At 57.8% G+C, this 22,201-nt stretch carries 24 protein-coding genes; 14 read left to right on the top strand and 10 right to left on the bottom strand.

Features of this window, described 5'->3' with window-relative positions; all coding sequences use genetic code 11:
* Positions 1 to 69: 69 nt before the first annotated feature.
* The 3 genes from ycaC to NJC38_RS07610 all read left to right on the top strand — a co-directional run bounded on the left by ycaC (position 70) and on the right by NJC38_RS07610 (position 2,500).
* On the top strand, positions 70 to 693 hold the full coding sequence (gene ycaC / locus NJC38_RS07620) for an isochorismate family cysteine hydrolase YcaC (protein ID WP_045490828.1): 624 nt from the start codon (positions 70 to 72) through the stop codon (positions 691 to 693).
* Positions 694 to 1,377: 684 nt separating this feature from the next.
* Positions 1,378 to 1,686 (top strand): hypothetical protein, encoded by a 309-nt coding sequence (locus NJC38_RS07615; protein ID WP_045490830.1) that lies wholly within the window; start codon positions 1,378 to 1,380, stop codon positions 1,684 to 1,686.
* Positions 1,687 to 1,984: 298 nt separating this feature from the next.
* Positions 1,985 to 2,500, top strand: a complete 516-nt coding sequence (locus NJC38_RS07610; protein WP_253112859.1) for a chalcone isomerase family protein — start codon at positions 1,985 to 1,987, stop codon at positions 2,498 to 2,500.
* A 12-nt stretch (positions 2,501 to 2,512) separates the two neighbouring features.
* On the opposite strand, the gene moaA is transcribed toward NJC38_RS07610, so the two are convergent.
* The 5 genes from moaA to NJC38_RS07585 form a co-directional block, all read right to left on the bottom strand.
* Entirely contained in the window at positions 2,513 to 3,511 is a 999-nt protein-coding gene (moaA, locus tag NJC38_RS07605) for a GTP 3',8-cyclase MoaA (RefSeq protein WP_253112857.1), read from the bottom strand.
* A 108-nt stretch (positions 3,512 to 3,619) separates the two neighbouring features.
* Positions 3,620 to 4,975 (bottom strand): sodium:proton antiporter, encoded by a 1,356-nt coding sequence (locus NJC38_RS07600; protein WP_045490836.1) that lies wholly within the window; start codon positions 4,973 to 4,975, stop codon positions 3,620 to 3,622.
* A gap of 58 nt (positions 4,976 to 5,033) precedes the next feature.
* Positions 5,034 to 5,435, bottom strand: coding sequence for a hypothetical protein (locus NJC38_RS07595; RefSeq protein ID WP_253112856.1), 402 nt, complete (start codon positions 5,433 to 5,435; stop codon positions 5,034 to 5,036).
* An 11-nt stretch (positions 5,436 to 5,446) separates the two neighbouring features.
* Positions 5,447 to 6,388, bottom strand: a complete 942-nt coding sequence (locus tag NJC38_RS07590) for a class I SAM-dependent methyltransferase (protein WP_045490840.1) — start codon at positions 6,386 to 6,388, stop codon at positions 5,447 to 5,449.
* A gap of 110 nt (positions 6,389 to 6,498) precedes the next feature.
* On the bottom strand, positions 6,499 to 6,783 hold the full coding sequence (locus tag NJC38_RS07585) for a hypothetical protein (protein WP_045490842.1): 285 nt from the start codon (positions 6,781 to 6,783) through the stop codon (positions 6,499 to 6,501).
* A 625-nt stretch (positions 6,784 to 7,408) separates the two neighbouring features.
* Between NJC38_RS07585 and NJC38_RS07580 the strand changes: the two genes are divergently transcribed.
* The 4 genes from NJC38_RS07580 to NJC38_RS07565 all read left to right on the top strand — a co-directional run bounded on the left by NJC38_RS07580 (position 7,409) and on the right by NJC38_RS07565 (position 11,331).
* Positions 7,409 to 8,977: a TerC family protein gene (locus NJC38_RS07580; protein ID WP_253112854.1), complete on the top strand. Its 1,569-nt coding sequence runs from the start codon at positions 7,409 to 7,411 to the stop codon at positions 8,975 to 8,977.
* A gap of 171 nt (positions 8,978 to 9,148) precedes the next feature.
* Complete coding sequence (locus NJC38_RS07575) at positions 9,149 to 9,364, top strand: hypothetical protein (protein ID WP_253112852.1); 216 nt, start codon at positions 9,149 to 9,151, stop codon at positions 9,362 to 9,364.
* Between the two features lie 24 nt (positions 9,365 to 9,388).
* Positions 9,389 to 11,005, top strand: coding sequence for a recombinase family protein (locus NJC38_RS07570; protein WP_253112850.1), 1,617 nt, complete (start codon positions 9,389 to 9,391; stop codon positions 11,003 to 11,005).
* A 68-nt stretch (positions 11,006 to 11,073) separates the two neighbouring features.
* Positions 11,074 to 11,331, top strand: a complete 258-nt coding sequence (locus tag NJC38_RS07565) for a DUF1654 domain-containing protein (protein ID WP_253112848.1) — start codon at positions 11,074 to 11,076, stop codon at positions 11,329 to 11,331.
* A 214-nt stretch (positions 11,332 to 11,545) separates the two neighbouring features.
* On the opposite strand, the gene NJC38_RS07560 is transcribed toward NJC38_RS07565, so the two are convergent.
* Complete coding sequence (locus tag NJC38_RS07560; RefSeq protein ID WP_253112845.1) at positions 11,546 to 11,875, bottom strand: hypothetical protein; 330 nt, start codon at positions 11,873 to 11,875, stop codon at positions 11,546 to 11,548.
* 480 nt (positions 11,876 to 12,355) lie between these two features.
* On the opposite strand from NJC38_RS07560, the gene NJC38_RS07555 reads away from it, so the two are divergent.
* Positions 12,356 to 13,318 (top strand): hypothetical protein, encoded by a 963-nt coding sequence (locus NJC38_RS07555; RefSeq protein WP_253112829.1) that lies wholly within the window; start codon positions 12,356 to 12,358, stop codon positions 13,316 to 13,318.
* Between the two features lie 221 nt (positions 13,319 to 13,539).
* Positions 13,540 to 13,815 carry a hypothetical protein gene (locus NJC38_RS07550; protein ID WP_253112826.1) on the top strand — a complete coding sequence of 92 codons (276 nt, stop codon included), beginning with the start codon at positions 13,540 to 13,542 and terminating at the stop codon, positions 13,813 to 13,815.
* A 131-nt stretch (positions 13,816 to 13,946) separates the two neighbouring features.
* Here the strand turns inward: NJC38_RS07550 and NJC38_RS07545 are convergent, their stop codons facing one another.
* Together NJC38_RS07545 and NJC38_RS07540 are read right to left on the bottom strand one after the other, a co-directional pair.
* Positions 13,947 to 14,411: a BRCT domain-containing protein gene (locus tag NJC38_RS07545; protein ID WP_253112824.1), complete on the bottom strand. Its 465-nt coding sequence runs from the start codon at positions 14,409 to 14,411 to the stop codon at positions 13,947 to 13,949.
* Between the two features lie 33 nt (positions 14,412 to 14,444).
* On the bottom strand, positions 14,445 to 15,104 hold the full coding sequence (locus NJC38_RS07540; protein ID WP_253112821.1) for an XRE family transcriptional regulator: 660 nt from the start codon (positions 15,102 to 15,104) through the stop codon (positions 14,445 to 14,447).
* Between the two features lie 88 nt (positions 15,105 to 15,192).
* Between NJC38_RS07540 and NJC38_RS07535 the strand changes: the two genes are divergently transcribed.
* The 4 genes from NJC38_RS07535 to NJC38_RS07520 all read left to right on the top strand — a co-directional run bounded on the left by NJC38_RS07535 (position 15,193) and on the right by NJC38_RS07520 (position 17,962).
* Positions 15,193 to 15,456, top strand: coding sequence for a Cro/CI family transcriptional regulator (locus NJC38_RS07535; RefSeq protein WP_253112819.1), 264 nt, complete (start codon positions 15,193 to 15,195; stop codon positions 15,454 to 15,456).
* A 20-nt stretch (positions 15,457 to 15,476) separates the two neighbouring features.
* Positions 15,477 to 16,106, top strand: coding sequence for a hypothetical protein (locus NJC38_RS07530; RefSeq protein WP_253112803.1), 630 nt, complete (start codon positions 15,477 to 15,479; stop codon positions 16,104 to 16,106).
* On the top strand, positions 16,106 to 17,008 hold the full coding sequence (locus NJC38_RS07525) for a hypothetical protein (protein WP_253112801.1): 903 nt from the start codon (positions 16,106 to 16,108) through the stop codon (positions 17,006 to 17,008). The genes NJC38_RS07530 and NJC38_RS07525 overlap by 1 nt, the downstream gene beginning before the upstream one ends.
* 660 nt (positions 17,009 to 17,668) lie before the next feature.
* Positions 17,669 to 17,962 (top strand): hypothetical protein, encoded by a 294-nt coding sequence (locus NJC38_RS07520; protein WP_253112798.1) that lies wholly within the window; start codon positions 17,669 to 17,671, stop codon positions 17,960 to 17,962.
* Between the two features lie 402 nt (positions 17,963 to 18,364).
* On the opposite strand, the gene NJC38_RS07515 is transcribed toward NJC38_RS07520, so the two are convergent.
* The gene (locus NJC38_RS07515; protein WP_253112795.1) at positions 18,365 to 19,390 is read right to left on the bottom strand and encodes a phage portal protein; all 1,026 of its coding nucleotides are present in this window, start codon (positions 19,388 to 19,390) and stop codon (positions 18,365 to 18,367) included.
* Complete coding sequence (locus NJC38_RS07510; protein WP_253112794.1) at positions 19,390 to 21,156, bottom strand: terminase ATPase subunit family protein; 1,767 nt, start codon at positions 21,154 to 21,156, stop codon at positions 19,390 to 19,392. Before NJC38_RS07510 ends, NJC38_RS07515 begins: the two co-directional genes overlap by 1 nt.
* Positions 21,157 to 21,335: 179 nt before the next feature.
* On the opposite strand from NJC38_RS07510, the gene NJC38_RS07505 reads away from it, so the two are divergent.
* The gene (locus NJC38_RS07505) at positions 21,336 to 22,193 is read left to right on the top strand and encodes a GPO family capsid scaffolding protein (RefSeq protein WP_253112792.1); all 858 of its coding nucleotides are present in this window, start codon (positions 21,336 to 21,338) and stop codon (positions 22,191 to 22,193) included.
* Positions 22,194 to 22,201: the final 8 nt, after the last annotated feature.

Here is a 22,201-nt window from a genome sequence, read left to right as displayed (position 1 = left end):
GATGTGTGTCACCTGCGTGCAACCGCCGGGTCGTCCTGACCCGGCTTTACTCGAAAAATGGAGTCAATCATGAGCACTAACCCGTACAAGCGTTTGAACAAAGATGATGCTGTCGTACTGCTGATCGACCACCAGACCGGCCTGATTTCTCTGGTCCAGGATTTCTCGCCGAACGAGTTCAAGAACAATGTGCTGGCCCTTGGCGATCTGGCGAAATTCTTCAACCTGCCCACCATCCTGACCACCAGCTTTGAGCAAGGCCCGAACGGCCCGTTGGTGCCAGAGCTCAAAGAGCAGTTCCCGGATGCGCCGTACATCGCCCGTCCCGGCCAGATCAACGCCTGGGACAACGAAGACTTCGTCAAGGCGGTAAAAGCCACGGGTCGCAAGCAACTGATCATCGCCGGGGTGGTGACCGATGTCTGTGTCGCGTTCCCGACCCTGTCGGCACTGGCTGAAGGCTTCGAGGTGTTTGTAGTGACCGACGCCTCCGGCACCTTCAACGAAACCGTGCAACAGGCTGCCTGGGCACGCATGAGCGCTGCCGGTGCGCAACTGGTCAACTGGTTCGCAGTGGCCTGCGAGCTGCACCGCGACTGGCGCAACGACATCGAAGGGCTGGGTAACCTGTTGTCCCAGCGGATCCCCAACTACCGCAACCTGATCAACAGCTACAGCGCATTTACCCAGTAAGGCGACGCTGCTGCGCGATCTTGCGTAGCAGTGGCTTGGCCGTGAACAAGGCTGTTCGCGGCCAAAGCCGCTCTCGTTAAACAAGATGCAAAATATTGATTTTTAATGGATATCTCGTAGGAGCGGCTTTAGCCGCGAAGGCTTCGCGGCTAAAGCCGCTCCTGCAAAGTCTCATGTTTGCTGCGCGACAGTGCGGCGCCAGTTGATTCGCCAGTGGTTTGTAAAGATATGTAGTGGCTTTAAAAAAACACTACATAACTGTTGACGCATGCCTTTCGATTACGCATGATGAGGCCATCTCCCCGATCGGGAGTGCTGAAAAAGGTGTACAGAACAGGCTCGACAAGCCGTCGGGATGTTCCAGGATGTAGGCTGCCCACAAGGCAGATTGACGAAGATGACCCGGCCCGCGTCGTTACAGGACCAAGAGCTGGCGAACCGACTTCATGACGTGCTTGTGGCTGATCTGTTCCCGATCGCCCGTCGAGTTTTCGGCTTTCGCTATTTCGCCTCCCGGATTCGATGCTGTGTTGTAGCGGCTTCCCGTCAAGGCTACCTGCATTTCCTTCAAGTCCGAATGTCACCTGACGAATGCTGCGTACCGCAGTTTCCCGGTCATTCCAGAAGTGTCCGTAGTCGATGTATCAAGCCTATTGAACAGTGCACGAGCGAAGGAGCATCAACATGACTATCCACAACCTGACCATTGATGAGCTGGCTCGTCTGTTTGCCGCCCGTAAGGATACTCTCGACAGCCATATGCTGTGGGTTACCCATGGCGGTGAGGTGCGCCTGGATCCGATGAGGGCCTGTTCCGAGGAGCAGGAGTTTCGCGCCGCCCACCCGCAACTGTGTGTTGCACTGAAGATGTTCCGCCGTGGGCAAGGCTATGTTGGCAAGAAGGCTGCTGCGGACCTGTCGTTCGTTGAAGAGCAGTTGGGGCTGTTGCGTAATGAGTGGCACAAGGCTCATGCCCGTGCCCGGGTGGCCTGACAAAACCGTTTGAAACAGGCCAATTGAAACCGGTATGCAGTCTCTCGGGAGCCTGTGTACCGGTTTTTTGTGCTGCGTCGATCATCCGCAAATAGCCCGAAGAATCTGTCATGGGCATGTTACATATTTCAGACAAGTTATTTCACTGAATATACAAGTTCTGCCGGGTGGTATAGGTTATGTATCAAAGAGCCAGTGGGTGGCGCTGATTTGGCCCACTGAGGTCTAGACCATTCCGCTGGCTCTTTTCTCATCTTGTGCCGGTCATCGATTGACGACCTCTTTTGAGGGCTGCTCCATGAACGCGTTACGCTGGTTATCACTGGCTTTGGTGTTAGCCTGCGCCAATGCAATGGCCGACTGGCGTGAAGCGCTCCCAAGTGCCCGGATGGTAGGGGCCGGCGACCTGCGGCTCTGGGGTTTCAATATCTACACCGCGCGCCTGTTCAGCCCGGTGGTGCCTTTTAAGGTGGGCGCGCCGTTGGCGCTGGAACTGACTTACCACCGCGCCATTTCACGCGATGATCTGATCCGCATCAGCCTTGAGGAGATCCAGCAAACCTCAGGTGCACGGGTCAGTGCCGAGCAGTTGGCCGTGTGGCGTAAGGAAATGCAGCAGGCATTCATTGATGTCGAACCCGGCATGACCATCACTGGCGTTTATGTGCCGGGACGCGAAGCACGCTTTTACCTTGGCAAGCGTTTGCTGCATGTCATTGGCGACGCTCAATTTGCCGAGGCGTTTTTCGCTATCTGGCTCGACCCCTCGACCAGTAACCCGGACTTGCGCGCCAAATTATTGGGCAAGTCGTAACACCCGCGCTAATCAGCCGCCGGTCATATTCATGAAGCGCACCACCTGCACCTCATCGTCCAGGCGAAAATCATGGCTCCAGGGCTTGAGTTGCATCGCCTGAATAATCGCTTCGCGTAACACCTCGGGTTGCTCAGGGTGATCGCGCAGGACCTGCTTGAGATCAGCCGAATGCTCATTGCCCAGGCACAGTAACAGCCGGCCTTCGACGGTCAAGCGGACCCGGTTGCAGGTTGAGCAAAAATTATGGCTGTGCGGCGAGATAAAGCCGATCCGGATCTGCGGGGCTTCAGCCAGGCGCCAATAGCGCGACGGTCCTTGGGTCGAGTCGGTGGAGGGCAGCAGGGTATAGCGTTCGGCGATACGCTCGCGGACCTGCTCGCTGGAGTAGAACGCCTCCTTGCGACTGTGCTCGCTGATTGCCCCCAGGGGCATCTCTTCGATAAAGGTGATGTCCAGTTGGCGGTCGATGGCGAAGGCCACCAGGTCGTTGATCTCGTGGTCATTGCGGCCGCGCATCACCACACAGTTGAGTTTGGTGTGGGTAAAGCCGGCGGCGTTGGCCGCATCGATGCCCTCGATCACCTGGTGCAGGTGGCCGGTGCGGGTCAGTTGGTGAAAGCGCTGTGCGTCGAGGCTGTCGAGGCTGACATTCAGGCGTTTGACCCCGGCCTTGAACAGCGGTGCTGCCAGCTTGCCCAGTTGCGAACCGTTGGTGGTCAGGCACAGTTCGCGCAGGCCGGGCAGGGCGGCAATCCGCTCGCACAGGCCCACGATGCCCTGGCGCACCAGTGGCTCACCACCGGTCAGGCGGATCTTGCGGGTGCCCAGCGCGACAAAGCCCTGAGCGACCTGAAACAACTCTTCAAGGCTCAGGATCTGCTGGCGCGGCAGAAACGTCATATCTTCGGCCATGCAATACACACAGCGGAAATCGCAGCGATCTGTCACCGACAGTCGCAGGTAATCGACCTTGCGTGCAAAGCGGTCCATCAGGACGGAATCAGCCATTTCACCCTCACAACTCATGACAGGCGCAAGCTTGCGTGTGTCGCCCGCCACAGTCCAATCGGTTGTGACAATAGCATGATCGAGCCGCTCTATGCGGGTCGCTTGCCATTAGTCCTGGCGGACCTCGGGCCGGCTCAATTGGCGTTCATAACGGTCCAGCAGCGGCTGGGTACTCAGGCCGTGCAGGATGATGCTCAAACCTACCACCGAGAGGGTCAGGCCCGTGACGCCTTGGGCGATCTGTGGCTGCAAGCCATGACCGAGCGCATAAAACAGGTAGTAAAGGCTGCCGATCCCGCGGATGCCAAACCAGCCCACCAAGGCTTTTTGCCGCGCATCAAACAGCTTGCGGCCGAGTAGCAGCCACACGCTGGCCGGCCGGATAATGCAGAACAGCGCCAGGCCCAGTGGTATGGCGCGCCAGTCCCAGTACAGTGCCAACGAAGCGCCGAGCAGGGTGATCAGCAGCACTTCCATGGCCCGTTCGATGAGGTTACCGAACAGCAGCATATCGCCCATCATCACCCCGGCGGCCAGTTGTGAGTCGCTGAGTTCTTCGATCTGCGTCACCGTGGCCCGCTCCCGCTCGACTCTGGTGTGCGCCAGGACCGGCTGCGCCACGTGTTCTGAGGGCAGCTCTGAATGGGTGATGCGGGCCTCGGCCTGGCGCAGACCGAAGCCGGCGGCAAACACCGCCAGAAAGCCGAAGGCGCCGAGTGCCTGCGCGGTAACGTAGGACAGGGCGATCAGCGCCAGAGCGAGAAAGTCATTGGGCGATGTGGTGCTGTCCGCGTTGCGGATACGCAGATGAATCATCAACTGCCCGACCCCGCGGCCCATGCCATAGCCCAGCAAAAGACCGGCCGGCACGCCCCACAGCAGGTGTTTGAGGACCCAGGCGCCAAGCCAGTCCTGCACGGCGCCCTCCTGGGTCAGAAGCAGCAGAGCCAGGATCACGAAGGGAAAGGCCGTGCCGTCGTTCAGCCCGGCTTCACCGGACAGCCCGAAGCGCAGCCGATCCTGATCCTGGGCATCATTGACCTGCACCAGGCTGGCCAGCACCGGGTCGGTCGGTGACAGCACTGCGCCGAGCAACACCGCCAGCCCCCAGGACAACGCCAGCAGGTAATGGGCAACCAGCGCCATGCCAACGATGCTGGCCAGCATCACCGGGCCGGCCAGCCAATAGGCCGAGTGCCAGGCTCTGGCACGCAAGGGCAGGCGAAGCTTGATGCCGGTGTTGAACAGCGAGAACAACACCGCCACTTCGGTCAGCCGCTCCAGCCATTCATGCGACCGCTGGACATCCAGGGTAATCAGTTGCAGGCCCGCCGGGCCGATGGCAAAACCGAACAGCAGGCACAGCGCCGAGGTGGTGACCGGCAGCCAGCGCAGCCAGGAAGAGGTCAGGGCCAGCAGCATCAGCAAGACGCCAAGCACGCCCACGTACACCATGAAGCTCATCGCTCGATCCTCGCCGGCCATCTCTTATGGGTATGACTGCTGATCAAGCAGGATGTTTTCAGTTTTGCGCAGGCGCATCCTCACGAAACTGCAGCACATTGCCCTCCGGGTCGAAGCCGTCGCAGGCACTGAAGTTACGCGCTTGCCATTGCTGGTCGAGCGGATTGAGGCCACCGCCCAGTTCGCTGGCCTGTTGCCGTGCCAGAGCAAGACTGGCCACCGGCAAGACCAGCTTGAGCGGCAGGTCAGTGCGCAGCTTTGGCGGGCTATCGATTACCAGCTTTTTCGCTACCGCCGGCGGCAGGGCGTGCAGCACCAGCTGAAACGAATCGGACTCCAGTACCATCAGCCGGTTCTCTTCCAGGGTGATGCTCAGGTTGGCGAGCTGCGAGTAAAACCGCGCCAGACGCGGCAGATCTTTGCCGAACAGCACGGCGCCGGGCTTGGGGTGTAGCGACATGATCAACCTCCTCAATTATCCAGCGTGAACACCAGTGCCTTCAGCCCGCCTTCGGCACTGGCATCGGCAAACTCCGGCGGGTTGTCCAGCCGTTCGACAAAGCGCAGCGCCGGGGCTTCACGGGCCGTCTGTTCGATCAGAAATTGCGACGCGACCAACGGATCGTTCATGCAGGCCAGCACCTGACCGCCGGGGCTGAGCAACTGCGGCAGGCGGCGCAGCACCCGCTGGTAGTCCTTGTCCAGCACAAAGCTGCCTTTCTGAAACGACGGCGGGTCGATGATGATCAGCTCATAGGGGCCGCTGCGGGTCACCTTGCCCCAGGAATTGAACAGGTCGTGGCCAAGAAAACTCACCCGGTGCATTTCGTGGCCATTGAGCTTGTGATTCTCCCGACCACGATTCAGCGGCCCTTTGGCCATGTCCAGGTTCACCACCTGTTCAGCACCGCCGGCAATCGCCGCCACCGAAAAGCCACAGGTGTAGGCGAACAGGTTCAGCACTCGCTTGCCACTGGCCTGGGCCCGTACCCAGTCGCGGCCGTAGCGCATGTCGAGAAACAGCCCGGTATTCTGGTTGCGGCCGAAATCGAGCTTGTAGCGCAGGCCGCTCTCGGTGATCAGCCAGTGATCCCGGTGTTCACCGATCAGCCACTCGGTATCGCTGTGCGCCGTATAACGGTGTTGCAGCAGCAGGCTATGGGCCTTGCTGTTGCGCCATGCCTGGCTATTGGTCAGTTCCTGCAGCAGTTGTTTGAGCGCAGCAAGCTCCTCGGCCGCCGGCTCGCGGAACAGCGCCACCAGCACCACCCCCTGCATCCAGTCCACGGTGAGGTGTTCAAGCCCCGGCCAGACCCGCCCGCGGCCGTGAAACAAGCGACGGGTTTCAGCCGGGGCGGGGTCCAGGGCGGTGAGCAGATGCTGGTGCAGGGTGGCGAGTGCTTCGGAATTCATGGCGCGAGTCGTTGATCAAAGGGCGTGTATGGTAGCAGCCCCGGATCAGGCCGGTTAAATGCAAACGGGGAAGCCAATGGCTTCCCCGTCGGGTCCTGCAACCTGCCGGCTCAGAGGTTCTGCGAGCTGGCAATCATGGCCTGGGCCATCTGTTCTTTCTGTGCGTCGGTCATGGTGTCCCAGATCTGGGTCTTGGCGTAGTAACCCAGGCCGCCCAGGCAATAGCAGCTCAGCGCGACGACCAGCAGGATCGACTTCAGGCTCCAGCTTTGTTCGCGTTCGGTTTCACGGGTGAAGTCGCGCGAGTAGGGCTGGTCAGCATGATGGCGAGGGTCCTGTTCCGAAGAGAAGCGTTTGAGCCATTGGAACAGGTGGGATACAACGTACCGCAGCATGGGAAAAAACCTCAATTTCATCGAATGGGTTGGCCGGTCAGCGCTTGCGCAGCGCACCGGCAGATCAGGCAATGCAAATGCTGAAAACGAAAAAAGCCCGTCATAGGACGGGCTTTCTTTTTATTAGGAGATCAAGTCGTGGGGCGTTGCAATCAGCCTTCAGGAACAGTCGCTTCTTGAGGCTTCGACGTACGCTTGTCTGTGTTGCAACATCTTAGTACAAAAAATGCTCGAAACTCCAGTAGTAATCTGCGGTTGTCAGACAACTGGCACGATCTTGGGTGCGGTCAATTGTCACAGCGTGTGGCTGCAGGCACGATGATTTCGAAATGCCGTCAAGCTTTGTAATAAATATTCTGCATGGTAATTGTGACTCGTTGTTGTACGCTTCTGTCCCGCATTCAATTTCAGGATTTTATGAACACCCTCCAGGAACCCCCCAGTCGCTGTGCACGCGCCCTTGCACATCTACCTTTCTGCGACCCGCCTCAACGCAAACTCTTTCGGCCCGGCGTCCTGCCAAGCCTTCCCCGTGTCAGCGCTTCTTCCTCTGAGCAAAGCCCGGCTGTCCAACGCCGTTTGCTGACGTTTGCCCTATATTTTTCCAAGAAAAAGAACTGACCTCATGGAATGGATTGCTGACCCCACGGCCTGGCTGGGCCTGCTGACCCTTATCATTCTGGAACTGGTACTGGGTATCGATAACCTGGTGTTCATCGCCATTCTGGCCGACAAGCTGCCGCCGCATCAGCGCGACAAGGCGCGAATCATCGGCCTGACCCTCGCACTGCTGATGCGTCTGGGCCTGCTGGCGAGTATCTCGTGGATGGTGACCCTGACCGCGCCGCTGTTCGAGGTGTTCGGCAAGAGCTTCTCGGGCCGTGACCTGATCATGCTGTTCGGCGGTGTGTTCCTGTTGTTCAAGGCCACCATGGAACTGCACGAACGTCTCGAAGGCCATGTCAGCCAGCGCGCCACCACCGGCACTTACGCGCTGTTCTGGCCGATCGTTGCCCAGATTGTGGTACTCGATGCGGTGTTCTCGCTCGATGCGGTCATCACCGCCGTCGGTATGGTTGAGCACCTGTCGGTCATGATGATCGCGGTGATCATCTCGATCGGTGTGATGATTGTCGCCAGCAAGCCGCTGACCACCTTCGTCAACCGGCACCCGACCGTGATCATGCTGTGTCTGGGCTTTTTGATGATGATCGGTTTCAGCCTGACCGCCGAAGGCCTGGGCTTCCACATCCCGAAAGGCTACCTGTACGCGGCGATCGGCTTCTCGATCCTGATCGAGGTGTTCAACCAGGTTGCCCGCAAGCGCCGCAAGGCGTCCGCGCATGGCAGCCTGCCGCGTCGTGAGCGCGCTGCCCATGCGGTGATGCGCCTGCTGGGTGGCCGCCAACTCGAAGAGGGCTCTGTCGATGAAGAAATCAGCGACATGGTTGACTCTGCCGGCGGCACCGAAGCGGTGTTCGATCGTCGTGAGCGGGTGATGATCAGTGGCGTGCTGCAGTTGGCCGAACGGCCGATCCGCACAGTCATGACGGCACGTGCCGAGGTGGAATACATCGACCTCAAGGACGACGCCGACAAGATCCGCCTCAAGCTGATGCATTCGTCGGTGTCGCGTCTGCCGCTGGTGGGCGAGGCCGGGATCGATGAGCCGCTGGGCTATGTGCACAAGAAAGAGCTGCTGCGTGAGCTGCTGGCCGGTAACCAGCCGGACATGGCGCTGATGGTCCGCAAGGCGATCAACCTGCTGGAGAACTTTTCGATCCTCAATGCGCTGGAGCAAATGCGTAAAGAGTCGACGCACATTGCTTTTGTGGTCAACGAGTTCGGCGACTTCATCGGTATCCTCAGCATGACCGACATCCTCGAGTCGATCGCTGGCCAGTTGCCCGATGCCAGTGAAATGGCCGGGCCGGATATCGTCACCCAGGGCGAGGACTTCGTTGTTTCCGGTGCCCTGAACCTCAGCCTGATCCGCGAGCGCACCGGCTTCCAGGCCCGCGTCACCGAGGACTACCAGACGCTGGCCGGCCTGGTGATGAGCCTGCTCGATCGTCTGCCAGTGATCGGTGACCAGCTGGAGCATCAAGGCTGGTCGTTGAAGGTGACCGGTGTCGAAGAGCGGCGGGTGACCAAAGTGTTGCTGCAACGCCAGCAGCAAGCCACCGGCAAGTAACCCGCCTCAAGCTGCGGTTTGCTGACCGTCAGGCTGCCATCGACGCGCCAAATGCGTCGATGGCATGCAACTGGTCGGCTCGATTCAACAAGATCGAATAAGGCTGGTCTATCCTGCCTCACTCCCGTGGCTTCAACCTGCAGTCAGCCACTCCACCTCTCGGAGCCTGCCATGACTGCTGCTTCCCTGTTCAATCCCAACCTGACCTATGACGTGATCTCGACCCGCAAGGCCTACCCGGTCTGGCGCATCCGCGAGCGCAAGGTATATGCCTACCTTGAGCATGACCCGCGCCGTGACTGGAGCGGGGAGATCGGCTTCTTGAGTCTGGGAACACCCAGCGAGATTCTTCCTATACACCTCACGTTTGCTGTCATGATTGAATGATCTTCATAAGGGTCTCTATTCAAAATGGCAAAAAACGGCGCGCGTGTTTACAGCTACATGCGCTTTTCAGATTCCCGTCAGAGCACGGGGAGCAGCGCTGATCGTCAGCTTCAATATGCCCAGCGTTGGGCAGCAGAAAAGAACCTAGTCCTTGATGCCTCGCTGTCGATGCGCGACGAAGGCCTGTCCGCATACCATCAGCGGCATATTACCCAGGGGGCTTTGGGGGTTTTTCTCAGAGCGATCGAGGATGGTCGCATTGCCAGTGGCTCTGTTCTCATTGTTGAAGGCCTAGATCGGTTGAGCCGTGCGGAACCGATCCAGGCACAGGCGCAACTTGCACAGATCATCAACGCCGGCATTTCGGTGGTCACTGCAAGTGATGGCCGTGAATACAATCGTGCCGGCCTAAAGACCCAGCCAATGGACCTGGTCTATTCACTCCTTGTGATGATCCGGGCATACGAAGAGTCCGACACCAAAAGCAAGCGAGTGAAGGCAGCGATTCGCAGGCAGTGTGAAGGCTGGATAGCAGGCATGTATCGCGGGCTTATACGCAACGGCCAGGATCCTATCTGGTTGAAATGTACAGGCAGTGGGTGGGAGGTCATCCCGGAGCGCGTGGCTACTATCAAGCGCGCATTGCAGCTCTACCATGAGGGAATGGGCGCAAGTAGGATCGTTAAAGTACTGAAGCAGGAAGGATTCACATACGTGGGCAAAGGCCCAACCGTGCCGCAAATTAGCCGGCTTATTCATCTGCAGGCTTTACGCGGAGCGAAGCCACTGTCTGTGGAAGGCGAGGAGTATGTCTTAGAAGATTACTACCCCCGTTTGCTATCAGACTCAGAATGGGCAGAGCTGCACCAACTCACTGGCGAGCGTAAGCGGCGTCGTGGGCACGGTGAAATTCCTGGAATCATAACCGGGATGGGCCGCACGTACTGTGGTTACTGCGGAACTGCAGTCACCGCGCAGAACATCATGGGTAGACGGCGAAAGTCAGACGGTAAGATGGCTGATGGTCATCGACGTATCCAGTGCTATGCATACAGCAATAACAACAGTTGTCCCGCCAGTGGTTCGAGCAGCGTGGCTCCCGTTGAGCGAGCTTTGCTCAGTTACTGCTCTGATCAGATCAACCTGCAGCGTCTCCTTCAGGAAGGCGACGGCGGGCAGGGGGTTCGGCAAAAGATTGTGCTGGCCAAGGCCCAAAGCGAGAAAATCACCCAGCAGTTGTCCAAGATCACCGATGCAATGCTGGCTGACGATGACGCCCCGCCGGTGGCTTGGCTTCGCAAAGCTCGTGAGCTTGAAGCTCATCAAGCAGACATCCAGACTGAAATCATGCGCCTCGATGGTGAATTGCTGATGGTTGCGAGGGCCGCTCAACCAGCCAAGGCAGAGCTTTGGGCAGAGTTAGCTGATCGCACTATGCAGCTAGATGCGGATGCTCGCGAGAAGGTGAGACAGTTGGTTATGGATACCTTTGAGCGGATCGTCGTCTACATGCGTGGTATCGGATCAACCGATAGAACGTCGCCGGTTATCGATGTGCAACTGATCTCCCGTACTGGTCAGCACCGTGTTCTACAGATCAATAGGCGCACAGGCGCATGGGTCGCTAGCGAAGACTGGTAAGCCCATGCTTGCACGTAAAATCTTTGTGAATATACTGTTCGTCCGTACAGTGATAGCAAGGAGCCTTCATGCTGCAATGTGTTTCACCTGGTGCAAGCCGCCAGTCGTCTTCCCCATACGAGCTGTTGATCAAGCGCATCTTCCGCCAGATCAACAGTTCCGCTGCGCAGAGCCGGCGGCAGACAATCATCGTCCGCCAGCCCGAGGAAAGTGCGGACGACTGGGACAGCTTTCTGGAACAACTGGATGTCGAGGAAAGCGTCCGCGTGACCCGCATAGAGCATGGAACAGCTCGTTTAAAATGGACCAACCAGCACCCTTCGTAGCAAGCTAAGCGATCAAAAATATCAACAATACAGGTATTCCTATTGACATAAATTATGGGTGTTCCTATATTGGCGGCGTGATGTGGAGGTCACACGCTGCCGCTGAATGAGTCCGTTAGTTCTCCTTTCTCCGTCAGTTTTGTCGTGGCTGTAAGGTCCAAAATCTCGACGGAGAAAGCGAATGCATGTTGTCACCCTTTCCGATGACGCACGATCATTGTTGGCCGGTCAGCTCCCCGAGGTCCAATCCCAGGCGTTTTTCAGCGCGTTCCCTTTGGTTAGGACCACCGATAACGTGGTGGTTGATACCGCTCAAGTGATGCTTAAGTCTGACCAGGCTGATGTATCTGTTGCCGTTACCCTTTTCGGCCACACGACCTTTACGACGGTGGCTAAGAGCGGAGCGACTCCAACCCGGATAGAGCAACTGATCGACGAACACGCGAACGCGAGTGACTTTGGGCATCGACCAGGGGAAAAGATTGTTCTGCACGCCATTTGTGACCTTAAGACTGTACTTAACGTAGCTGTGACTCAGTTGCATGGCGTGTTCTTGTTGCCCGTAGAGGTTCCTGAGCTGCTGCTCGTAATAACGCCTTCAGGGCGACCCGCCCAGAGGTCGATTTTTCATTTCGTTCTCTGCGGTCGCACATTGATGATGCCTGTGCTTTTACCCAGTTCACTTGATGTCGCCGTTTTGCTCTTAGAGGAATGCACAAGAAGAATTCTTTGCGAGATCCAGGGCAGGGAGGCTGGTCTGTGACTACTGCCCACCAGATCCTGATTTTCGCCTCGTTGATTCTGTTTGAAGCATTTTCCATGGGATTGATCTACTGGATCGGTAGACAGGTAGGTCGCTCAGCTCAGTGTGTACTTGAAGAACAAGTCTTGCTTCTGCAGAGGGATTTACGTGAAGCGCGAGAGAGCGTGCTTTCACTGCATTCGCGGCTACGTACTTGCGTATCTGAAGATAATGGAGGGAACCGTGTCTAATTACCTAATGTGTGGACGTGCGCGAGTGCCGATGGCAGCGATTGCCATCACGCTGTCCAGTGTCACTGCATTATCAGTGTTCATGGCCATGAAAGCGCTGATCAGCGACCCGCTGCTGGCAGTGGTGTTTGCATCAGCTGCGGTTGTCCTCGATCTGTACAAGTACCTTGCCTGGCCGATCGCAATGGGCTTACTGGCTGAGCGAAAGCGTACCTATGCGTGGCTTATGATCGCTTCTGCCGTGATCCTGGGAATAGTTTCAGCATGGGCAACCTACGATCGTTTACTAACGTCGATGATGAGCGGACAGGCTCGTCACCTGGTTTCTCAGCAGAGGGTATTGGATCTGCAGAAGCAATTGGCTGAGAGCTCTGGTCAGCTGCGTATCCTAGATGATGAAGCTCGCTCAATCGGGCAGCAAGCACATCAACTTAGAGAGCGAGGCATGGTTACTAAAGCCATGGAGCTCGAAGAAGGTGGGGCAGCTCGCATCGCGGCAAAGAGGGAGGGTGAGCTTAAAAGGCACGATCGGCTCTCAGCCGAAACTGGTCATTTACAAGTTCAGGTCATCGGCACCTCACAGTTACCGATCTTTATCATCGTGCTGCTGTGCGCGGGTTTTGCTGTAGCGCTGGAAACAGTACCGGCCCTTATAGGAACTGCTATGAGATTGAGCCGAGATTCTGTGTGTCAGCTACCAGTAAAAACGGCAGGAGCCGAAAAAGTAACGCAGGCAACAGGCTGTGTTATCCAGGAAACACCAGCAACACTTCTGATAACCGGGCAGCAACACGAGCTGTTCGGGTCCGGTGATACTGAGCTAATGCAGAATCTGCTAGGAATCACCAAGGCAACACCATCAGGGACGCGAATAACCGTCCGAGAATTTGCAGCAACGCTCCGTGTCGGAAACAAGCGAGTAATAAAGCTTTTCCAGGCCGCAATGGATCTGGGTGCATTGAGAAAGACCAGCTCTGGTTATGTAACAGTCTAAGGAAAGAATGGTGAGTATTACGTTATGCATTACTGAGGATGCTGATCTTCAGATGCTAAAGCGGAGCGTTGTCGGCTATCGAAGCGCAAACGTAGAGTTAGATAAAGCGATTGAATTGGAAAGTTGGAGCGATATAGAGCTTGCCCAGAATGCTCGGCAGCTACACGCACATACTATCGCGCTCATTGTTAACAAGTTTGCTGTCGCAGGAGAGGTTTGAAATGATTGGTATCCCGGAAACAGGAAAGCTTGAACACGGCTGTATCAGTGCCAATGTTAACAAAGGCTACCAACTGACGACTAGCGATGGTCGGCCTGCACGCTTGGCGATTATTGACGACCAGGGAAATGTGGTTGAGTCAGGTGCGGCCGTTGAAAAGGAGGCGTGGAACGTGTGCATCAAAGTCATGAAAAATTTCAAGATTGGGATGGGTCACATCGTCGTGCATAGCACGCCACCTGGTTCTACGGCAGCCAGCACAGTGGAAGTCCTGTGATGGCTTCTAAAAAAGTAAGTTCAAAAGTAACTGGTGTAGTGCGTGAGCTGATCGATAAGTCGGACTACGACACGCTACAGAGCCAATCTACGCGCACCAGGCATTGAGCCTGGTGCATTCTAGGTGAATATCTATACCGGGATCTCCCCGGTTTCGAACAGGTGCAGGAGCTGTTCTTCGGTAACAATGAATGCTCCCCGTTCACGAGCCGAGTCGAGCTTGGTAGGGCCAGCGTTATAGCCACCACACAGAATTGCGAGTTGTGTCGTGGCAGTTTTTACCACCCGCAGCCCTTTCTCGTCAGCCAGCGACTCCAGCCTGGTTCGATCGGGTTGCCGAAAGCCAGTAAAAAGCACCTGTGGCCTTTGATCAATCGGAGCCCTGGGGGCAGGTTCGGGCACGGCGGGAGCATCTTCGCCCAGTAAGTACTCCATACCTTCCAGGTACTCAATAACGCGGTCTTTACGAAATGTACGTGGTATCGAGTCCGACGCGGTACGGCCCTGCAAGTACCTGGTGTTTTCCTTCCAACGAGTGAGACTCCACTCGGCCACTGTTCCCTCTACGTTTTGATAGGTAAAGCGCAATGCAGTCATTGATGCGTCCATGCGGTGAAGGAAAAAGTGCGGCTACATGCCTGGGATTTTTGCGTCGATGGCCCTTCCGGTAATCACCCAGTCGTCGTCCAGAACCACGGGGTGATAGTCAGGATTGAGTGGCACCAGGTAGCCGACTCCGGCGTCCAGCTCATATTTCTTGAAAGTCTTTTCGCCGGTGACCCGATTCACCGCGATGTAGAACTTGCCGCTGATCAAATCGAAGCCTTCAGGCCGGATGAGGATCGGGGTGCCTTCGGGGAAGCTAGGAGGTGTATCCGACGTCATGGATTTACCTCTGACTGTCAACCAAAAGCCTCCAGGGCCAGCGTTCTCGGTTGAACTCAACCATTCATCCGAGATACCCGCTGGATAACAGCCGAAGGAGTCCCTGCCCACACCAGCGTCCACCCAGGTGACCAACGGGTATTCCCTGGCTTCACGGTGCGGTTGTTGCATCGGAACCACGTTTGCCATGCCGGTATCGGGATGCATTTCTCCGCTACCGCTTTCAAGCCATAGGGCACTCACCCGACATACCTCTGCGATCCGGGCGTTGAAGGCTGTTCCCTTCGACTTTCCGCGCTCGAGGTCAGAGATCGATGTCTGGGTAATACCAATTCTTTCAGCGAGCTGTCCCTGGGTGAGGTTGGCGTGCTGTCTGGCGGCTTTAAGCCGGTCTTTGAAGTCCATGGCGCGCACATTATGGGAGCCCCCATTTTCTTGCAAACGGGTATTCCTATATGTATCATTATGGGAAATCCCATTTTCAGGGCTTGCCATGAACATTTTTAAGTCTCTTGTTAAGCATTTCGGAACGCAGAACGACACCGCTGACGCACTGGAAGTCAACCAAGGGACTGTCTCTGGCTGGGTTCGTGGCAAGTACGGAATGGGGCCTATCACTGCAATGAAGGTGGAAGCCATCACCGGCGGGAAATTCAAAGCTTACGAGCTCTGTCCGTCGTTGAAGAAGCTGGATACGGCCGTAGTAGCTGACGCTCCCGCAACGGCGACGGCAGATCTCTTTGCCGATCGCCCATAGACTACGGTCCTAGATTTTTCATGAACACGTCTAATCTCGGACAGCGGTCCATCTCCCGCGACCAGGTGCTGGTCGCTCATGCTGTTGAAATGATCGCTCGTACCAGTTTCAGCCAAGATGATTTTGCCCAGGAGCTGAGCGACAACTTGCATCTTCTGGTGCCTGAGAAAGCCAGCAGCAAGGACGTTCCTGACTTTAACCAGCTTATCAAGGCCAACGACGCGACTGCCTTCCTTAGGGCCTCCAGTGCATGGCTGCGGCGCGTGAGCCGTTGGCTCAGCGGTGAGGTGGACTTACCAAGTTGGATTGAGGAGGCCTGGGTCCAATCGCTGGTTAGCGAGTATCAGGAGTGCTGCATCAACGAACTGGCAAGCCGTCACGGGTTGATCGGCGCACGTGAGCTGGACGTTGAAGCGTGTCCTGTCGGCGCGTTCGGGCAGTTGGTCACGAAACTGGGCCAAACTGTTGCCTTGGGTAGCAAGATTCTGGCTGACGGCCGGATCGACAGCGAAGATCGTCCCTACCTCCCTGATTTTATCGACCGGCTCAGAAGTGTTGAAGCGCGCTGCGCAGAGCTTCGGACGCTGGCAGAGGACGTAGTTGATAGCCTGCCGGAACTTCCGGCACTTCACCAGGTGAATGCACGCTAGTGAGCAACCTGGATAAGGACGTCCCCCCCGCGAAAGATCGCAAGACTGGCTCCCGCAAGGGCCAGCCGACGGCTGTCGACAAGAAATTGCCGCACTCAGGCCTACAAGCTCCGATCCGGCCTGATCGTTACCGGGAAAAGCGTTCACTTACCGCTGAGCAGCGTAAAAATCCCCTCCTGCGCAATGCGCATGACCGCCTCAGCCAGATTCCTCAGCTCCGAGGCAAATACCTGAGGCGACTGGACACAATCCACGGCAGCAGGCGCACGCGCTCCGAAAAATTCGAAGCGCTGGCCAAGTCCTCTGAGCAGATCCTGCTGCGTCTCGACCTAGCGACCGGTGTGCTGGGCTGGCTTGACGTCGAGCGTGGTCAGTATTTCCTGAACACTCAGTGCGGGATCGCGGAAGACAGTGGACTATCGGCGCCGGCATTCAATCGGTTGATCCACGGGCTTGAGATGGCGGGCTATGTTTATCGCCGGTTCGAGCGCGTCCGGCTGGATGAGAAAGACGACGCTGGCCTACACCTGGTCCGCACACGTGTGCTGGTGCGATTTACCGAGCTGTTCTTTGCTGACTTGGGGCTGCGCTACCTCTGGTACAAGGCCAAAAAAGCGGCGCAGAAGAAGCGAGACAAGCAGTTGCAGGTGGTCGGCCAGATTCGCCAGGCTCGACAGGATCGGTATTCGATCGAAATGCTGCAGCGGGCAACGTCCAGGCGCAACTGGGAGAAAAGCCAGGCGCACCAGGCGGGCCATAGCGAGCTTGAAGCACTCGATACCAAGCAGAGCCGCGACGGGCGGCCAGAACCGCCGAGAGAGCGCGACAGAGGCCCTGAGAAGCCTAGTGCGTTCATGACCAAGATTCTGGCTAAGAACGGCAAGCTCAACCCCCCGAAATAATCGCGGTTCCCGCGAGGCCTGGTCACGCCTGGCCACACGAAAATATCTACTTTCCCACTGTTGGCCAGTTCACGTGACGGCAATTCGCCATGTGCGTGCCGGCTTTTCAACGTCAAATTGACGCGCCGCCGGCGGCAGCCCCGGGCATCCAGGAAGCAATTGAATTAAATGGAATTTTAAGACCCCTTCAGCAACCCCTCCGGGATAAAAAAAAGGCTTACGAGGCGTAGCCGCCATCCCATGCTGTGTACCAATTATGCCTTCGTCCCAAGGGACTCAGTTCGCTGCGCTCAGCTTTCTATGTCAATCGCGGGCTACGCGCCCGCCCAGCGGCAGGGCAGTGCCCTGCACCCAAACTGTCCACCCTCCACGCTGTGGCGGGGTGCCAGCGGGCAGGGGCGAAGTAATTGGGCGCGACTTGGCGCCGGGTAAATTTCCCGTTCAGCGCTCGCGGGCTGGCAGCGGCGGGGCTGCGGGCATTTCTGGGTGCGTGATTGACGGGCGACCGGCCGCTGCGCGGGTTACGCCGCGCAGATTTCAGCTTTCTCAGTTGATATCTGTGTGGCGGCTCATATGCCAGCAAGCTGGCATTATGCGGAGTGTCTGACATAGCTATTGGGTCAGGTAACCTAGATGCCACAAACGGGTGAGCGAGGGTGTATGGATTTTGAATGGTTTGAAATCGCTGTCACGGTAGGGGCAGTGTTTAGCGTGATAGTGCTGTATGAGGTTCAAAAAATAGCCAACCGCATAGATGCGATCGAGGTAGATAGGGAATGGTTCGAGAAAAAACGTAGCGAACAATTAGAGAGTATTGAGCTGGAAATTAGCGAAGTTAGATACATGCTAAAAGATCTAGTTGACTTTCAGAAGGGCGACGGTCGCTATCGATATGACCCAGATGACCCGAGGCTGCCTGCCCACGTGCGTGACAAAACAGGCCGTGAATATTAGGTATCAGCAGGCGCCCGGTGCTGATCCCCGGCTTGCGAGTCTTATCGTTCTTGGACGCTTGTGACTCACGATACGGTCCACCGGTTACCCGGAATCTCTGCGCATCAGCCTGCGCGTTCACCTGCAGGGCTATCGTAGCAAATTGGGTAGGGTGTGAAGGGAAGCGAAGAATTGCGGCGTGTGCGCGATCCTGCGCAGCCCCACGGCCGGGCTGGGGCCGGGGTAGGGTGCGGGGGTGCCGGGTTTGCCACAGGTTTAGCCCGCAGGCGTGGTGGGGGGACGATTGCGCGCGCCGGGGAAAAATGGATCATTCCAGGGCAAATCATGATGATCCTGATGCTGCAGATCTGCAGACGAAAAAAAGCCCGCCGGGTGGCGGGCTTGGGTATCCAGGTCGCGGGGTCAGGCAGGCGGAACCTCGTAGGGCTTGAACTGGATGACCTCTTCGCCGGCCAGCTCGTTGATGTGCAACATCCGCTCTTGGATCGGCTCCAGCTCGTTGGCGGCGAACACCACGGCCGCATCGCGGCTGGACCCGAAGCCGCCGGCGTTCTGCGGCACTACACCCATGAGCTGCGGCGGCAGGCGAAGGCCTGCCAGCATGTCGTCGCGGGTGATGCTCTTGATGTTACTGAACTCGTCCTTGGCCGCGACCTCGGAAATCGGGATCAGCTGGATGCCGTCCTTCTTGCCACCAGGTGAGTACATGAACAGGTTGCGGAAATTCCCAGGGCCTTTGGACTTCTTCAGCGCCTCGCGCACTTTGTCGACGTCCTTCTGATCCTGGGCGGTGTCCGACATGTACAGGATGAACCCCGCGTGACTGCCGTTCTCGTAGTAACGCCGGCGGAACAAAGTGGCCGACTCGTTGAGCAGCGCCGAGTTGATTGCTGACATCCATTCAGGCAGGCCGTAGATCTCCTGGTGAATGTCGACCTCCCGGACGTGGACGATCGTGTCCTCGGCGAACTCATGATCCTGGTGGTGATGGGTGACCTGGAAGAACTGCCCTGGTTCGCGGCCGCGCCGCATGTACTTGGCCAGAGTGGGCTGCATGTTCAGCAGGCCGCCCAGGCGGTTGCGCCGGCGCTCCAGGTAGGCGTTGCCGCTCCAGAGCCAGTCCAGGGCGAACTGCTCGAACCCCTGGCGCGACAGCAGTTTGTTCGGAATGAAGGTTTTACTGAGCATGTTGCGTTTGAACATGAGACCCGAGAATAGATGCACGCTCGCTTTCGTCGAGCACGCCAGGTTGTGCATGTTCACGGGCGTTTCATACCAGCGACCATTGAACCAGGACTCCAGGTACTCGGTGATGTCGCTGCTGTTGAGCACTGGCGTTGGCTCGCCAAACGTGAACGCCTCCATCTTTCCCGGATTGGCGGTAGCCGCGGTGGTCTCGCTGGAGGTGGCCAGTTGCAGGTCGGTCATTACGAAATCTCCATGATGCTGGTGTTCCGGACGGTTTGGCCTTCCAGCGGTTCGTTGTGTAGGGCGTGCATGAGCGCCCAGGCCAGATCCGCGTGCCCAGTGTCGTCATTGCGGCCTGCTGTGTAGGTGAGCTGCCGGCCGGCGGCAGTGGTGGTCTTGCGGATGGCCATCAGGCTGGACGCCATGTCTTGCCAGCCGGCGTCGAACTCCAGCCGGCCCTTGTTGATCACGTCCCAGGCTTTCATCACCAGGCGCGTCTTAACCTCGGGCGAGTAGCTGAAGGTCGTCACGCCTGGGAAGAACGCTTTCACCAGTTGGGCAACGCCACTACCCATGCCGGTTGCGTCAATGCCGATGTACGTCACCCAGTAGCGCTCCATGACCCGGTGGATGAAATCGGCTTGGGCCGAGAAGTCCATTCCCCGGAACTGGTGACGCTCAACGACCCGGAAGATGCCGCCAGGCGCCAATGGCGGTGCAACGATCACCAAGCCGGCTGTGTCGCCGGTTTCAGCCGGGTCGTAGCCGATCCACACCTGGCGGTCGCCCAACGGCCGCATGGCATGGGGGCGGAAGTCTTCGGCCCACACCTCCCAACTGTCGATCATGCACGGCTGCAGCATGGCCATCGGGAACACGCTCGCGCTGTCGTCGACGAACTCACACATCAGCAGGTTTGCGAACTGTTCAGCGTTGTACTCGAAGTGCAGATCCTCCATGTTGAACAGATCGCAGCCACGTTCTTCGGCGTCCTTGATAGTCACGATCTGCCGCCACACCTTGTCCTCCGGACACAGGCGACCGGGGCCTAGGGCATCGTGGCTGAGATCGATCTTGATGTGCTGCGCGGCAGGCTTGCCCTTGTTCAGGCGCTCGCCGGTCCACCATTTGTACGCGGGGTGGCCCATCGCGGATGGCGTGCTGAAATAGGTCTTTCTCCAGCGCTTTTGCAGCGCCATGCCGCTGGCCACCTTGTTCAACTCGTCGAAGCCATGGACCCAGAAAAATTCGTCGAAGTAAAAGTTACCGCTACGGCCTTGGGCGGTACGGTAGTTGGTGCCCAGAAAATGCAGCTCGGCGCCGTTCGATAGGACGATAGGGTCGCCAGTCAGTTGGACGCCTAGCACCTCCTGGACAAACGACTGCATGTAGTTTTTGAACTGGTAGGCCTGGGCTTTTGATGCTGACAGAAACAACTGGTTGCGGCCGGTCTTGAGCGCATCGATCAGCGCTTCCCTGGCAAAGTAAAACGTTGCGCCGATCTGCCGCGATTTGAGCAGCATGCGGGTGCGCTGATTCATTGCGCGGTACCAGTCGAGCTGGTAGTCGAAGCACCCATCCCGGAAAGCCTCTTCCAGCTTCTCTATATCGTCCTCGCTGAAATCGTTACGCTTGGGCTGCTTCTTCGGGCCTTCATTACGTGCTGCGAGGTTCGGATTGAGATCGGTATCAGTTCCGCCGCGCTGATAACGCTGGATTCGCGCCTGGCGCTCTAGTTGCCGGTGCAGCAGATCGATCTCCTTGAAGTCGCCGCCGGTCTTCATGTCCTTGAGGATCAATTGCACCAGGCGCGCCTCCATTGCGCCGCCGATCCGCTCGACGTTATCGGCCCGGTCCCATTCGTCGCGGGCTTTCCAGGTGTGAACGGTCTTTTCCTTTTCGCCTAGGAAATCCGCGATGTCAGTGATTCTCCACCCGGTCCAGTAGAGAAATTTGGACTGGCGGCGGTTGTCGCGCAGGGGCTGGTGTTCAAGCAGGGCAGACATGACGAGTCTCGATAGCAATGTTGCGGCCGATGCTGCCCGCCCGTTTCCCATCGGCGTTACTGCCGTGAGTTGTAGAACGCCAATCTACAACTCGTGCCCGTTGTTCCTCTGCCCCCCGCACACCGACTATTTGAGCCCTCAGCGGCCGCCAGGCGGCTTACACACATCGAGGGCAACACATGGCTGCGAATGCCAAGAAATTCAAAAGCAGCGGCTGGTTCCGCATTGCCACCCAGGGAGCGACCACGGACGGCCGCAAGATCGAGCGGTCCTGGATCGAGGACATGGCCGCTACCTACGACCGTAGCAAGTACGCGGCGCGCATCTGGCTGGAGCACTATCGCGGCGTGACTGCTGACAGTCCGTTCCGTGCCTATGGCGACGTGATCGCGGTCAAGGCTGAAGAGGTCGACGTCGACGGCGAAAAGCGCCTGGCGCTGTTCGCTCAGATCGAACCTACCGCCGACCTGGTGGCCATGAACAAGGCAAAGCAGAAGCTGTACACGTCGATCGAGATCGATCCGCGCTTTGCCGACACCGGCCGCGCTTACCTGACCGGCCTGGCCGTCACCGACTCGCCGGCATCTCTGGGCACGGAAGCCCTGCAGTTCAGTGCGCAGAATCCCGCTCACAGCCCATTTGCCGGCCGCAAGAGCAACGCCGAGCTGCTGTTCTCCGAAGCCGTGGAAGTCGCCCTGCAGTTCGAAGAAATCGACGACAAGCCAAGCCTGGGCGAGCAAATGTTCAGCCGTGTGAAAGACCTGCTGAAGCTGGGCCAGGCCAAGGCGGATGGCGACTTCAGCAAAGCGGCTGAGGCCATCGAGCTGGTCGCAGGCGAGGTGGGCAGCCTATCGGAGAAGGTCGTGGAGCTTTCCGCTCAGGGCGACAAAAACACCGCGCTGGCCGGCGAGCTGGAATCGCTGCGCAAGGACTTTACCGACCTGCAGGAAGCGCTGGGCAAGACCCAGGACTTCAACCAGCCAAATCGTCCGCCGGCAACCGGCGGCAACACCGACAAACACCTCACTGATTGCTGACCTGGAGC

The sequence above is a fragment of the Pseudomonas sp. 21LCFQ010 genome, from assembly GCF_024129905.1.
Taxonomy (GTDB): Bacteria; Pseudomonadota; Gammaproteobacteria; order Pseudomonadales; family Pseudomonadaceae; genus Aquipseudomonas.
Note: the sequence above shows the minus strand (reverse complement) of the source record. Positions and strands in the feature narration are given on the sequence as shown.

Excerpts from the sequence above, each read along its gene's own strand:
- ycaC (WP_045490828.1), top strand. The coding sequence starts at position 70 with ATGAGCACTAACCCGTACAAGCGTTTGAACAAAGATGATGCTGTCGTA.
- NJC38_RS07615 (WP_045490830.1), top strand. The coding sequence starts at position 1,378 with ATGACTATCCACAACCTGACCATTGATGAGCTGGCTCGTCTGTTTGCC.
- NJC38_RS07610 (WP_253112859.1), top strand. The coding sequence starts at position 1,985 with ATGAACGCGTTACGCTGGTTATCACTGGCTTTGGTGTTAGCCTGCGCC.
- moaA (WP_253112857.1), bottom strand. The coding sequence starts at position 3,511 with ATGGCTGATTCCGTCCTGATGGACCGCTTTGCACGCAAGGTCGATTAC.
- NJC38_RS07600 (WP_045490836.1), bottom strand. The coding sequence starts at position 4,975 with ATGAGCTTCATGGTGTACGTGGGCGTGCTTGGCGTCTTGCTGATGCTG.
- NJC38_RS07595 (WP_253112856.1), bottom strand. The coding sequence starts at position 5,435 with ATGTCGCTACACCCCAAGCCCGGCGCCGTGCTGTTCGGCAAAGATCTG.
- NJC38_RS07590 (WP_045490840.1), bottom strand. The coding sequence starts at position 6,388 with ATGAATTCCGAAGCACTCGCCACCCTGCACCAGCATCTGCTCACCGCC.
- NJC38_RS07585 (WP_045490842.1), bottom strand. The coding sequence starts at position 6,783 with ATGCTGCGGTACGTTGTATCCCACCTGTTCCAATGGCTCAAACGCTTC.
- NJC38_RS07580 (WP_253112854.1), top strand. The coding sequence starts at position 7,409 with ATGGAATGGATTGCTGACCCCACGGCCTGGCTGGGCCTGCTGACCCTT.
- NJC38_RS07575 (WP_253112852.1), top strand. The coding sequence starts at position 9,149 with ATGACTGCTGCTTCCCTGTTCAATCCCAACCTGACCTATGACGTGATC.
- NJC38_RS07570 (WP_253112850.1), top strand. The coding sequence starts at position 9,389 with ATGGCAAAAAACGGCGCGCGTGTTTACAGCTACATGCGCTTTTCAGAT.
- NJC38_RS07565 (WP_253112848.1), top strand. The coding sequence starts at position 11,074 with ATGCTGCAATGTGTTTCACCTGGTGCAAGCCGCCAGTCGTCTTCCCCA.
- NJC38_RS07560 (WP_253112845.1), bottom strand. The coding sequence starts at position 11,875 with ATGCAACTGAGTCACAGCTACGTTAAGTACAGTCTTAAGGTCACAAAT.
- NJC38_RS07555 (WP_253112829.1), top strand. The coding sequence starts at position 12,356 with ATGGCAGCGATTGCCATCACGCTGTCCAGTGTCACTGCATTATCAGTG.
- NJC38_RS07550 (WP_253112826.1), top strand. The coding sequence starts at position 13,540 with ATGATTGGTATCCCGGAAACAGGAAAGCTTGAACACGGCTGTATCAGT.
- NJC38_RS07545 (WP_253112824.1), bottom strand. The coding sequence starts at position 14,411 with ATGACTGCATTGCGCTTTACCTATCAAAACGTAGAGGGAACAGTGGCC.
- NJC38_RS07540 (WP_253112821.1), bottom strand. The coding sequence starts at position 15,104 with ATGGACTTCAAAGACCGGCTTAAAGCCGCCAGACAGCACGCCAACCTC.
- NJC38_RS07535 (WP_253112819.1), top strand. The coding sequence starts at position 15,193 with ATGAACATTTTTAAGTCTCTTGTTAAGCATTTCGGAACGCAGAACGAC.
- NJC38_RS07530 (WP_253112803.1), top strand. The coding sequence starts at position 15,477 with ATGAACACGTCTAATCTCGGACAGCGGTCCATCTCCCGCGACCAGGTG.
- NJC38_RS07520 (WP_253112798.1), top strand. The coding sequence starts at position 17,669 with ATGGATTTTGAATGGTTTGAAATCGCTGTCACGGTAGGGGCAGTGTTT.
- NJC38_RS07515 (WP_253112795.1), bottom strand. The coding sequence starts at position 19,390 with ATGACCGACCTGCAACTGGCCACCTCCAGCGAGACCACCGCGGCTACC.
- NJC38_RS07510 (WP_253112794.1), bottom strand. The coding sequence starts at position 21,156 with ATGTCTGCCCTGCTTGAACACCAGCCCCTGCGCGACAACCGCCGCCAG.
- NJC38_RS07505 (WP_253112792.1), top strand. The coding sequence starts at position 21,336 with ATGGCTGCGAATGCCAAGAAATTCAAAAGCAGCGGCTGGTTCCGCATT.